Source organism: Neobittarella massiliensis (ex Bilen et al. 2018), assembly GCF_014269355.1.
In the GTDB taxonomy this organism is placed as follows: Bacteria; Bacillota; Clostridia; order Oscillospirales; family Ruminococcaceae; genus Neobittarella; species Neobittarella massiliensis.
This window is the reverse complement of record NZ_JACOGI010000001.1, coordinates 1,492,721-1,505,777: the sequence shown is the minus strand read 5'-3', so window position 1 is coordinate 1,505,777 and position 13,057 is coordinate 1,492,721. Positions and strand designations below refer to the sequence as shown.

At 61.2% G+C, this 13,057-nt stretch carries 9 protein-coding genes; 6 read left to right on the top strand and 3 right to left on the bottom strand.

The window, feature by feature from the left end:
* The 4 genes from H8K20_RS06915 (at position 1) to H8K20_RS06900 (ending at position 8,963) form a co-directional block, all read left to right on the top strand.
* Positions 1–4,311, top strand: a complete 4,311-nt coding sequence (locus H8K20_RS06915) for an EAL domain-containing protein (RefSeq protein WP_186487894.1) — start codon at positions 1–3, stop codon at positions 4,309–4,311.
* Positions 4,312–4,502: 191 nt separating this feature from the next.
* A complete protein-coding gene (locus tag H8K20_RS06910; RefSeq protein WP_186487893.1) occupies positions 4,503–5,909 on the top strand; it encodes an EAL domain-containing protein in 1,407 nt (468 codons plus the stop codon).
* 318 nt (positions 5,910–6,227) lie between these two features.
* On the top strand, positions 6,228–6,860 hold the full coding sequence (locus H8K20_RS06905; RefSeq protein WP_186487892.1) for a manganese efflux pump: 633 nt from the start codon (positions 6,228–6,230) through the stop codon (positions 6,858–6,860).
* A gap of 351 nt (positions 6,861–7,211) precedes the next feature.
* Positions 7,212–8,963 carry an LTA synthase family protein gene (locus H8K20_RS06900; protein ID WP_186487891.1) on the top strand — a complete coding sequence of 584 codons (1,752 nt, stop codon included), beginning with the start codon at positions 7,212–7,214 and terminating at the stop codon, positions 8,961–8,963.
* A 162-nt stretch (positions 8,964–9,125) separates the two neighbouring features.
* Here H8K20_RS06900 and H8K20_RS06895 read toward each other — a convergent pair whose 3' ends face one another.
* A complete protein-coding gene (locus H8K20_RS06895) occupies positions 9,126–10,019 on the bottom strand; it encodes a LysR substrate-binding domain-containing protein (RefSeq protein WP_186487890.1) in 894 nt (297 codons plus the stop codon).
* 159 nt (positions 10,020–10,178) lie between these two features.
* Between H8K20_RS06895 and H8K20_RS06890 the strand changes: the two genes are divergently transcribed.
* A complete protein-coding gene (locus H8K20_RS06890) occupies positions 10,179–10,868 on the top strand; it encodes a YoaK family protein (RefSeq protein ID WP_243206190.1) in 690 nt (229 codons plus the stop codon).
* Between the two features lie 355 nt (positions 10,869–11,223).
* Complete coding sequence (locus H8K20_RS06885; RefSeq protein ID WP_105205565.1) at positions 11,224–11,481, top strand: zinc ribbon domain-containing protein; 258 nt, start codon at positions 11,224–11,226, stop codon at positions 11,479–11,481.
* A 153-nt stretch (positions 11,482–11,634) separates the two neighbouring features.
* Here the strand turns inward: H8K20_RS06885 and H8K20_RS06880 are convergent, their stop codons facing one another.
* Positions 11,635–12,618 carry a GGDEF domain-containing protein gene (locus H8K20_RS06880; RefSeq protein ID WP_186487889.1) on the bottom strand — a complete coding sequence of 328 codons (984 nt, stop codon included), beginning with the start codon at positions 12,616–12,618 and terminating at the stop codon, positions 11,635–11,637.
* A 254-nt stretch (positions 12,619–12,872) separates the two neighbouring features.
* A complete protein-coding gene (locus H8K20_RS06875; RefSeq protein ID WP_164998274.1) occupies positions 12,873–13,031 on the bottom strand; it encodes a hypothetical protein in 159 nt (52 codons plus the stop codon).
* Between the last annotated feature and the right edge of the window lie 26 nt (positions 13,032–13,057).

The following is a 13,057-nucleotide window of genomic DNA, read 5'->3' as shown; positions in this document are numbered from 1 at the left end:
ATGAGCGGCCAACAGTATAAAACGCCGGATGGGCGGGGCCAAAAGGTATATTTCAGCGAGCGGTTAAGCAGCGCACTGCACCAGCAGGCCAGGCAGGAATGTATGGCCTTTTTAACCGAAAACCTGCCCGGTGGGATGATGGGCGGCTACATAGAGCCGGGCTTTCCGCTGTATTTTATCAATCAGCCCATGCTCGATTATCTGGGTTATAGTGACGCCGACGAATTTGCCGAAGATATCGGCGGTCTGGTGCTCGGCTGTATGCACCCCGACGACCGTCAGCGGGTCGACCGCGAGGTGGACAGCGCTATGGCCGCCGGCAGCAGCTACGAAGTGGCCTACCGCATGCGCAAAAAAGACGGCTCCTATATGTGGGTGTACGACCGGGGCATGCGCACCCAGTCGCCTGACGGGCAGGCGGTCATCGTCAGTGTGTGTCTGGATATCACCGGCCAGATCGAGGCCGAGCAGGAGCTGCAGGCTATTGCCCAGGGAGATCTGGGCGGTGTGTTCAGCGCCCAGCTGGACGCGGGCTTTACCGTCCAGTACGCCAACGACCACTACTTTGCCATCCACGGCTACACCCGCCAGCAGATGCACGACGAGCTGGGCGATCGGGCGGCGCTGCTGGTCTGCCCTGAAGACATGCCGCGCCTGAGCCGGCAGATCGAAGAGGTCATCGCCGCCGGCGGCGGCCGGGTCAGCAGCGAGTACCGGGTGCGCTGCCGCGACGGCAGTGTGCGCTGGCTGCACGTCAGCGCCGCTGTCAGCCACGACCCTACTGCCAGCAAGATCAGCGGTCTCGTCATCGACATCACCACCGAAAAAGAGGTCCAACAGCAGCTGGTCTACAGTGAGCAGCGCTACCGCATCGCCCTGAAACAGACCGGTATCAACGTGTGGGAGTACGATATTGCCCGCCGCGAGCTGATACTGGATAAGGAGTACGCCGACCGAAATGGGCTGGACACGGTCATTCCCGACATCCCTCAGCGGCTGCTGGATATCGGCTATATCCCCGCCACCAGCGCCGACGCGCTGCGCGAGCTGTACCGCAGCATCCATCGGGGTGATCCCACTGCCCACTGCACGCTGGAGGTCCGTGCCGCCGACGGCAGCTACCAGTGGGAAAAGGTCCACTACACCACCCTGTTTGACGACCGGAGCCAGCCGGTGCGGGCCGTGGCGGTATCTGAAAACGTCACCGCCCAAAAAGAGGCCGAATACCGGGTGATGCAGGAGGAACAGCTGCGGCAGATGCTCTCGGTCGACACTTTGGCTGTGGGCCAGGTGGATCTGACGGCCGGCATCATCAGTCAGCTGTGGCTCAAGGGCCGCCCCGGCAGCTGGGAAGGGGCCGGATACGAGAATTTTCTCGACCAGCTCGTCGCCATGATGTCTGGCCGCACCTATCAAAAGCAGTGCCGCGAGCAGATGGACCGTAAAAATCTGCTGGCGCTGTACCGCCGCGGCCAGCGGCAGATGACGTTTGAGTACCGGGGCCAAAACGGCGAGGGGCAGATCCACTGGATCGCCGCCACGCTCACTTTATCGCCCGACCCCGCCACCGGTCACGTGCACATGACCGGTTATATCCGCGATATCGACGAGCGCAAAAAGACCGAGCTGGCCCTCAAAGAGCGGGTAGAGCGCGATGTGATCACCGGTATCTACAACAAGCAGACCGCGCGCCTGATGATCGAGGAGACGCTGAAAAACAGCACGCCCCGCTCGCTGTGTGCGCTGCTGATGATCGATCTGGACAACTTTAAACAGGTAAACGACACCTATGGCCACCTGTATGGCGACTACGTGCTGGGCGAGGTGGGCAAGCTGCTGCAGTCGACCTTTGCCGCCGGCAGCATCGTCGGGCGCTTTGGCGGCGACGAGCTCATAGTGCTGCTCACCGGCGTCACCGACCGCCAGCGGGTGGTCGATCAGGTGCAGGACTTTTGCCAGCAGGTGGCGGGCTTTTATCTGGCCGGCAACCGCCGGCTGCAGGTCTCCTGCTCGGTGGGGGTGGCCTTTGCGCTGCAGATGGGCAGTGACTTCGAGCGCCTTTACGACCAGGCGGATATCGCCCTCTACCGGGCCAAGGCGCAGGGCAAAAACCGCTGTGCCGTGTACAGTTCCCAAATGCAGGCCCAAAAGCGCTCTCTGCAAGAGATCGCCGGCGAATGTGTGGCCAAAGAACAGCTGCACCAGAGCTGCCTGATGGATGTGATAGACGACCCCATGTACGTCATCGATACCCAGAACTACGAGCTCCTGTACATGAACCCGGCGGCCAGGCGGGCTTTTTGTGCGCCAGAGGAGGGATTTGCCGGAAAGAAGTGTTACCAGCTGATCCAAGGCTTTTCGCGCCCCTGCATCTTCTGTAAAAACCACATCCCCACCGCCGAATATTTCCAGCTGTGGAAAAATCAAAACGCCAAAAATGGCCGCCGCTATCTGCTGCGCGACAAGTTGGTGGTGTGGGGCGGCCGACCGGCCCGCATGGAGATAGCCACCGATCTGACCGGCAGCGAGGACACGCTTTCAGGCGAAAATGGTGCCGATCAGGTGCTGCTGCACTGCGTGAGCGCGCTGCTGGCCGCCAAAGACGATACAGAGGCGCTGGCTGCCGTCACCGGTGCAGTGCGCCGCTTTTACGGCGCTGACCGCGCCTACGTCACCACCATAGATAAAGACGGCGGCTGGACCGTGTCCCATCAAGACCACCGCGAAGGCGCCGAGCCGGTGCCCCCAAAAGGTATGGCAGACATAAGCAGCAACTACACCGACTGGGTGCAGCGCTCTTTTACCGGGCGGGAGGTCATCGCCGTCAAAGGCGTGCAGGACCTGGCTGAACGCGTGCCCGAGGCTAAAAATATGCTGCTGCGCGGGGTGCAGACGGTATACTGTGCAGCTATGGTACAGCACGAGCAGATCACCGGCCATCTGGTGGTCGAAAATCCGCGCCAACACCTGGGCGACAGCGACCTGCTGGGCTCACTGTCCTACTTTTTGACGGGGGAACTGGTCCGCCGCCACCTTTTGGAGAAGCAGCGCTATCTGGCCGTACACGACGAGCTGACCGGCCTGCGCAACCGCACCAGCTTTATCAAGTACCTGCGCGGCTTTAAGCCCGATGCTGTCTCCTCGCTGGGGGTGCTCACCGCCGATATCGACGGTCTGTCGCTGCTCAACCAGAAGTTGGGCTACGACCGCGGCGATCAGGCCGTACAGGAGGTGGGCGACCTGCTGCGCACAGTGTTCAGCGCCGACCGCGCCTACCGCCTTGCGGGCGACGAATTTTTGGTGCTGTGTCAAGATGTCACCTACCAGCACTTTATGGAGATGACCTACGAGACGCAGTACCGCGCCGCCGGTCTCAAAGACTGCCCGGTGTACATGGGCTTTAGCTGGGCCGATGCCGATATCGATATCGCCCGCATGATACGCCATGCCGACGAGATGCTGGCGGTGCAAAAAGAGCAGGGCAAACGCGATGGAAATTCGCTCGATCAAAAGCGCCGCCTTCGCGCCCAGGTGCGCCGCGACGTGGAAAACGGCCTGCAGCAGGGGCGGTTCACCGTCTACCTGCAGCCCAAGGCCTGTTTGCGCACCGGGGCTATTGCCGGGGCCGAGGCGCTGGTGCGCTGCTTTGACGACCGGCAAAAGCTCATAGCGCCCGCCCAATTTATCCCTCATCTGGAGCGCGAGAACCTGGTGGCCCTGATCGACTTTTTTGTGCTCGAACAGGTGTGCCGCATACTGCGCGACTGGGAGCGGGCGGGCTACCGGCTGTTCCCCATATCGCTCAACTTTTCCCGCTCGACTGTACTGGAGCAAGAGCTGGTAGAACACATCGACCGAGTGTGCGACACCTATGGCGTCGCCCACCACCTCATCGAGATCGAGATCACCGAGAGCATGGGCGAGCTGGAGCGCCGCACGCTCACCGATATCGGCGAGCGCATCCGCGCCGGTGGGTACCGGCTGTCACTCGACGACTTCGGCGCCCAGTACAGCAACATCTACCTGCTCTCCAGCCTGCCGCTCGATGCCCTCAAGCTCGACAAGAGCGTCATAAGCGACCTCTACGCCAGCCAGAGCGCGCAGGCCATCGTGCAAAACCTGGTCGACCTGTGCAAAAAATTGGGGGTACAGAGCGTGGCGGAAGGTGTGGAAACGGTGCAACAGCAGCAGATATTGGCGGCCATGGGCTGCGACTTTGTGCAGGGGTATTACTACAATAAGCCTATCCCAGTACCCGATTTCGTCGCCAAATACATGCAGGGCCCCGCCCCGCTGTCGGCACAGCAGTGACCGCGGGCAGACCGCAAAATCGTTGTTGAGAAGCGCTGCCGGATCATTCCGGCGGCGCTTTCTTTGTAAAATACCCGCCTGACCGGCACCTGGGCCCGGCCCCGGCCTTCATTTATTTGGTTACCCCGCCGCTCGGTCGCCCATACTCTAAACAAGAGGCGCTGGTGCGCAGACGGTGAGGAGGCGGTAAAGTGGATCGTGGAGCGGTGGTGCTCTGGTGGGCGCTGGCAGCGGCGGCGCTGACCGGTACGTTGCTGGTGCTGTGGATATCGCGGCAGCGCGCCCGGCGGCAGGCGGAGGCACTGGCCTTCGAAGACCCGGTCACCGGCGGCGACAGCGCGGCCAAATTTGCCCTGTTGTGCCGGCACTTGGTGTTTCGTGCGCCGCCGGGCAGCTACGTGCTGGTCTCACTGCACATCGATGATTTTGACCTGATCGACGAGTTCCTGGGCAGCTTGCAGGGCGACAGAGTGCTGCGCCAGCTATACGACTGCCTGCACGCACAGCTCGAGCCGGGCGAGCTGTGCGCCCGGGCGGCGGGGGAGCACTTTCAGCTGTTGCTGCACTGGCGGGGGATGGGGGCGCTGCGCGCCCGCCTGGCGCGCGCTGCCATACGGCTCGGCAGCGGTACCCCCAGCTGGTACCCCCCCTGGCCGCTGTCGCTCAGCGCCGGCGCCTATCCGCTGGGCGATCTGCGCTGCGGGGTGGTCACCGCGCAGGACCGTGCCGCTGCTGCCTGCCGCGCCGCAGCCAAACTGCCCCGCACGGCAGATAGCTGCCGCTGTGCGCTGTATGCACCACAGGATCTGGCGCAGGCGCTGGCGCGCAAGCAAAAACTCGATCGGGCTGCCGCAGCTCTGGCAGCGGGGGAGTTTCGGGTGTATCTGCAACCCAAAGCCGACCTGCAGACCGGAAAGATCTGTGGGGCCGAGGCACTGGTGCGCTGGCAGTTGGGAGAAAAGCTGCTGCCGCCGAGCGACTTTATCGAGCTGTTTGAGCGCAGCGGTTTTATTGCCCAACTGGACCGCTGGGTGTTTTGCCGGGTCTGCGCGCTGCTGTGCAGCTGGCGACAAAACGGATGGCCGCTCTTGCCGATATCGGTCAATCTCTCGCGGCGCCAGCTGACCGAACCCGATTTTTTGCAGCCCTACCTGCAGATGCTGCAGCGTAGCGGGCTGCCGCCGAGCTGTACACAGATCGAGCTTACCGAGACTGCCGCCCAGGATATGGACGCGCTGTGTCGCGCCGCCGCCGCGATCCGACAGGCCGGTCTGGGTCTGGCTATCGACGACTTTGGCGCCGGCTACTCCTCGCTGGCATCGCTGCGCCGGTTGCCGGCAGACACACTCAAGCTCGACCGGGCCTTTTTTGTGGGCGGCGACCATCGGCGGGGCGAGCAGGTGGCCCACTGGGCCGTACAACTGGCGGCCCAACTGGGCATGTCCACCGTGGCCGAAGGGGTAGACACAGCCGCACAGGCCCGCAAACTGCGCGGCTGGGGCTGTACCGAGCTGCAGAGCTATCTGCTCTCGCCGCCGGTACCGCCGCCGGTCTTTGAGCAGATGGCCTTTACCGCCCCCAGGAAGCTGGTGCTGTGAGCAAAAGAGATATCGCCCGTCCCGCTAGTGCGGGACGGGCTTTTTTGTGTGGCCGCTTTCATACCGCCGCCGATACTGGTATAATCGGTATGGGCGCCGTACAGCGGGGCAAAACGTCGGGGACATTTTGCCCCGCCGGCGCATAGGATGGCAGGTACGGCCGCGGTATGGTTCTGGCCGCACCGGCAGCCCAGCCGCTGTCAGCTGCAAAAATGGGGGCTTATCCCTTACTACTTTCTGGGCCGTCGTACCGGCCCCGGCGCGCAGCAGTGCCCGGCTGCGCCCACCCGAGATTTGGGCATGGGGAGGAATTCGTCCTTGATCATTCAAATTCTCTTGTTTTCGGTCTCTATCTGTACCGATGCTTTTGTGGCCAGTCTGGCCTATGGTGCGGGCGGTATCCGCATCCCGCTGCGCTCGGCGGCGGTCATAGGCGGGGTGGGCAGCTGCGTGCTGGGGGTGGCGGTGGCCGGCTCCGGGCTCATCGCCCGCATTTTGCCGCCGGGCGTTCCGGCGGCGTTGGGGGCGATTTTGCTGCTGCTCATCGGTGCGGTCACCCTGTGCGAGAGCACCGTAAAGCGCTACCTCGAAAAGCGGCAGCAAAAAAAACGGCTGCGATTTAAGCTGGCCGGCATCCAGTTCATGTTGGAAGTCTACCTCGACGAGACGCGGGCTGACCGCGATCAGTCCAAGGCGCTCAGCGCCAAAGAGGCGCTGTATCTGGCGGCGGCCCTGTCGGTCGATTCGCTGGGGGCCGGGTTGGGGCTGGGGCTTTTATCGGTGCCGCTGCTGCCGCTGATGGGCGCCGCCTTTTTACTGGGCTGCGCCGCCGTACTGGGCGGTCACTGGCTGGGCGGCCGGGTGCAGAAGATCAGTGGGCGCGACCTGTCGTGGCTCAGCGGCGCTATCCTCATCCTGCTGGGGGCGCTGCGCCTGCTGGCCTGGGCTTAGAGCCTGCCTGTGGTAACACAAAACATGTGCGCCGAAAAAACAGCGGTAGACCGGTGCTTTTTTAGGGCATTGTGCCAGCTGGCCGGGTCTCATATTGTACATATTGCGAAAGTTCATAAAATTGTAAACTTTTATTGCTGTCCTTTTTAGGGGATATTTGCTATAGTAGAATAGCCGTATGGGGGACCTGTACCAGGTCCCCGTCGGTATTTTCACCCGCCCCGCGCCGGGGCAACTGATCAAAATAAAAAGGAAACGGTGCGCATATTGAAACGAGTCAGGAAGTATCTGCGGCGCTTTCAAAACGCCCGAAAACAAAATACCACCCGGCACCGGCGGGCAGGCATGGTCTTGCTGGCCTTGTTCCCGCTGTTTGCAGTGCTGATAACCGAGTGCAATCAGGCCCAACACCTGGGCGATTTTATCGACTTTGTGGTGCAGCGGCCCGGCATTTTGGCGTTCGATGTGCTGCTGGTATCGCTCTTTTTCTGGGGCTTTACCCTGCTGGTGCGCCGCGGCTGGATATCGGTATTCCTCACCGCCGGTACGCTGTATGCCTTCTCCTGCGTAGAGTTCTTTAAGTGCTCCACCAGCGGCACCCATTTTTTGCTCTCCGACCTGGTGATGACCGCCAACGCCTCCGACATCGCCAAGTTCGCCTATATCAAGATCACCTGGCCGCTGGCGCTGTGCCTGTTGGCAGTGCTGCTCTATTTCGGGGCCGTATTTTGGCTCAATCCCAAGATCGGCGGTCGCTGGTACGTGAGCGCGGGGGTCGGGGCGGTCATGTTGGGTCTGTTCGTGGGTTTCTTTTTCATGTCGGGGGTCAATACCGCCATCCTGCGCACCTTCGGGGTGGATGTCGAGACCTCCTATAACACCTTTAAGACCAACGAGAAATTTGCCCACAACCAGATGATCGCCAATGTGGTCGAGAACGCCGTCTCTAAAGCGCCGGGCAAAAAAGAGCGCGCCGGCGACTACGAGACCTACGACGTACAGCCGCAGGACGTCTCCTCCTACAAACAGAGCGCGGGGGACTTCGTCCGCCCCAACGTCATTATGATCATGAACGAGTCGTTTGCCGATTTCCGCATCTTTGAGCAGCTGGGCATCTCTGATGAGGTGTACCAGAACTTCGACCGCATCGGCAGCGAGGGATATAAAGGCACGACCGTGGTGCCCACCTTTGGCGGATTTACCGTCAAGACCGAGTTCGAGCTTAATTTTGGCCTGCCCATGCGCGGCCTCAAAGACGAGCCCACCCCGCAAAAACTGCTCAAGGACCGCGAGCAGGATACCTTTGCCTATTTTTATAAAGATCTGGGGTACGAGACCAGCTATATCCACCCCTTCAGCGCCACTTTTTACGGCCGCAACCAGACCTATTCCCGTTTCGGCTACGACAACCTGGTGTTCGAGGGCGACTTTACCGTCCCCACCTACGACTATAACGCCTACATAGACGACGACGTGGTGTACACCCAGATCGAGCGCATGCTGCGCGAGCAGGATAAGCCCGCCTATATCTACACCACCACCATGCAAAACCACCAGCCTTACAAGTTCCCCGAGACCGGCATGACCGAGCTGGAGTACTACCTGAGTGAAGTGCAGCACTCCGACCAGGCGCTGGGCCGCTTTATCGAGAGCATCAAAAAACTCGATGAACCCACCATCGTCTTTTTTGTGGGCGACCACTTCCCATTTTTCTCGGCCGAAGACGATCTGTATGAGTCGCTGGGTATCAGCAGCGAAAACTGTGCCAAACTCTATCAGCAGAGCTATTTGGTATGGGCCAACTACGATGCCGACCTGAACGTCATCCCCCAAAAGCCCATTTCGGCTTTTTACATCCCCTATGTGCTGGCCGACGTGATACACGCCCCGCTAGACCCGGTGCGCAGCGCGGTGTTGGGCCTGATGCAGACCACGCCGGTATACTCGTATAACGCCAGCCAGCCGGTCCCCGAGAACCAGTACCTGAATATGCTCACCTACGATATCGTCGAGGGCGACCAGCGGCTCACCGCCACGCCCCGCCACCGGGAGACCGAGCAAAAAGAAAAGACCCAGCAAGAAACCGATGACGACGACAGCTAGGGAATATCACCTGTACCGAAAAAGAGCGCCCATAGGGGCGCTCTTTTTAATGCGCGATGTTGGGGGCCCGCCGCAAACACCCGGCGGTCCGGTCTTTTGGTACCGGCAGGGCTCCGCTTTATCTGCCCCTGCCAAATACTGCAAAACAGCACACGGCACAGGTCAAAAGTCTTGCTGGCGCAGTGCTCTATACAGTGCTCTGGCGGCGGGGCTCAGCGATCGGCGCGGGTCGGTCAGCAGCCACACCTGGCGCCGGGGCAGCGGTTGGGCCAGCGGTATGCGGACCACCTGCCCGCTCTGCAGTGCCGGCCGGGCGATCGGCAGCGGCACAAAGCCGATCCCCAGGTCATGGGCGATGGCCGGCAGCACCAGGTCCGAGGTGGACAGCTGCACGTCAGGGGAAAAGTCCAGGGCGCTCTCGGCGTAGATATCGCGGTAAAAGGCATAGGTGACAGTGTCGCTAGACAGACCCACCAGCGGGTACTGGGTCAGTTGGGACAGCGTGTGGCTGCCGCTGGCCAGTGCCGCAAAGCGGGGACCGCCCACCATGACCTCTTCAAAATCGCCCAGCGCCGTGCGGCGCAGCCCGGCCGGCAGCTGGGCGGGAGTGGTAATGGTGGCCATGTCTACGCTGCCCGCCTGCAGCGCCCGTATGGCCTGCGGGGTCGAGTAATCAGATATGCGCAGCCGTATGCCCGGAAAGGCGGTGCAAAAGGCCCGCAGCCGGTGCAGCAGCAGGCAGTGCAGGGCCATGCCGGTGGTGCCCAGATAGGCAGCCCCCTGCGACAAACTCAGCGCCCCGGCGATCTCCTCCTCGGCCCGCACGATGCTCTCGTAAGCGGGGGCGATACGGCTGTAGAGCAGCTGGCCCTCAGCTGTCAGCTGTACCCCGCGCCCCGAGCGCACAAACAGCCGGCAGCCCAGCTCGCTCTCTAGGTTCTGCATGGCCCGGGTCACCGATGGCTGGCTCGAGAGCAGCACCTCGGCCGCCCGGGTAAAATTTTGGTACTTGGCCACGTGATAAAAGATGCGGTACAGGTCGAGATCTGCAGCCACGGCGATAACCTCTCCTTTTTCTGCCATGCGATTTTAACATGACAGGCATATCAATAAATCATTTTCCAAATCTCTCGTCTCCTAGTATACTGATATTGCCGAGAAGATACAAGAGCCCTGAAAATGGGTGTTTGCCAAAAGGCAGGGGAGGGAAGACAGATGGAGAACAGGCGACAGATGGCCCAGTCACTGCGCACCGGTGTGCTGCTGGCCGCAGTGGGCGGATTTTTAGAGTCCTACACCTATCTGGCCCGGGGCGGCGTGTTCGCCAACTGCCAGACCGGCAATCTGGTGCTGCTGGTACTGTCGCTGGCCCAGGGCAATATGGCCGCCGTGTGGAAGTATCTGGTGCCGGTAGCCGCCTTTTTTGTGGGCAGCTTGCTGGCACTGGAACTGCGCCGCCGGGGTGACAGCTTGTTTTTACACTGGCGGCAGGGCCTGCTCTGTGCCGAGGCAGTCTGTTTGGCGGGGGTGGCTCTGTTGCCCCAGGGCAGCGGCGACATGGCCGCCACCACACTGGTCTCTTTTGTGTGTGCACTGCAGGCCAGCGGCTTTCGCGTCCTGCACGGCAAGACCTATGCCAGCACGATGTGTACCGGCAATCTCCGCTCGCTCGCCGACTGCACGCACCGCCTTTTACACGGCGGCAGCAGTGAGGATCGCCGCAGTGCGCTCCGGTACGCAGCCATCGTGCTCTGCTTTATGGGTGGCGCCGTGTTGGGGGCGGCGCTCAGCTGGTGGCTGGGGCGGCTGGCAGTGCTGTTTAGTTGTGTTTTGCTGGCGCTGGCCTTTGTGGCGATGGCTGCCGGCACGGTCAGCCAGCCGCCAGCTGCTGCCCGGCCCGAGTGATCGCGGCTGATCTGTGTAAAAAGCTCTCCTTTCAGGGCGCTGGCGGCAGCAGTTTAAAGCGTGCCGATCAGGGGACCCTTTATTTATAGATGGCGCACTGCGCACGCCTATCTGCGAGCGGGCGTGCCGGGTAAGTCGCCAGCTGCGGCCCAGTAGAGACTGCACGCTGGGCACCGTCAAAAGAGAGCGGACCGATCTTGATCGGTCCGCTCTCTTTTGACAGTTTCACCGGTGTATGCTGCCACTCGTCCGTAAAATTTTTGGACTGGGCAAAAGTTTAGTTGACACACAGCTGTCTGGTATAGACTGCTATACTGGACCCACACCCAATAAAAACAGATAAAGGAGCACAAGTATGCAACAGAAATTTTGCCAGAGCTGCGGTATGCCTATGACCGACGATCTGTACGGGACTGAATGCGACGGCAGCAAGAGCACCGACTACTGCCACTACTGCTACCAAAACGGCACTTTTGCCCAAGACTGCACTATGGAGGAGATGATCGAGGCCTGTATCCAGCCCATGGTAAAAGCCGACAGCCACATCACCCCGCAGCAGGCCCGTACGGCAATGACTCAGTTTTTCCCCACGCTCCGGCGCTGGCACAAGTAGCCCCACAATATTTGCCGGCACAAAAAAGCAGTTCTCCGCTATCTGCGACCGGCGGGGAACTGCTTTTATCTTGTAGAAAAAAGAAATGGGGAGACGCAAAAACAACGAAAGCCGCGATATGTAAGTAGTGGTCAGTGGATAAGCAGTGGCAAGTTACGACCTGGCCGGCTCCTCGATATCCACCAGCGAGCACACTGCGTGTTGCAGCTTGGTGTCAGAGGAGGCAGGCACTTTTTGGTAGAACTCCTTCTGGATGCGGGCGGCGATGTGGCCGGCATCCTCACTGCTGGCGCCGATGGCCATAATGAGGAACTGGCAGCTGCTGTAGCGGGTGAACACATCTCCTGCCCGCAGCGACAGCGATACGGTCTCCTGCAACAGGTCCATCTCCCGCTGGCGGCGGGGCAGCGGCGCCAGATCGCCCTGCCCGTCGGTCAGGGTGATGAGCAGTATACAGCAGTGGCGGTGTGTCCGCTGCAGGCCCCGCTCCACAAAGCGGTATATGCTCTGAAAGGTCTGGTAGTCCTGGCAGTACGCACCCGGCAGGCGCTTTTGTTCCCGCAGGTCCTGCCGCACCTTGTGGATATCGGCGTCCAGCCCCTGTACCGGGACTAAGGGCCCGCTGGGGGGCGACCGCCTCCGCTTGCGGCGCAGCAGCTGCTGGTCGGTGCGGTCAAACAAAGTGAGGTAGTCATCACCCGGCTGGGCCGCACTGCCCGCCACCGATACCGACAGGTAGACCCCGCTGTCAGGCTGTATCGGCACGGCCGCCAACCGGTCACGCACCCGGCGCACCGCGGATGGCACAAAATCAGGGCCTTTTTTACCCGGGAAATACAACACAAATTCGTCGCCGCCAATGCGCCCCACCACCGGCTCCTCCACCAAAAACAGCAGCCCCAGTACCTGGCCGATCTGCTGTAGCAGCCGGTCGCCGGCCAGGTGGCCGTACTGGTCGTTCACCTGCTTAAAGCCGTCGACGTCCAGCACCAAAAGGGCCCCATCGCCGGTCTGGCGCAACAGTTGTTCCACCTTTTCCTGGGTGGCGCCCCGGTTGTACAGCCCGGTCAGGTAGTCGTGCTGGGCGAGCTGCAACAGCCGGGCATTCTCTCTCTCAAGTGATCTGACGCGGTCCAATGGTATCCCCCTCTTCGCTCGTAACACTGCCGCCCGGGCCGGCGTCCGGCAAAACAGCTGTGCGCTCTATTCGTACTTTTATTATAGAGGAAACAGCCCTCGCTGCCTAGTATAAGAATGGTCAAAATTTCCACCTCTCTTTTTGTACAGGCGTCAGGTACCGGCCGCCAATAGACCGGCTGCCGCCAGAAAAAGCAAGTTCCCGGCACTGGTAACCTCCAGTGCCGGGGACTCATGGCGAGCGTATCGATATTTTATACGGTGCGCGTGCGGCGGCCAAACAGGTGGGTCAGCTGCCGGCCCAGTCGGCCGGCGGGACGTTTGGGTGCTGGTCCCTGGCGGCGGAACTGCCGTCCACAGCGGCCGGTGCGCCGGGCACTGCGCACGCTCAAAGGGGCATGTCTGCTTTCCATACGGGCACTCCTTTTACATAGTGGTC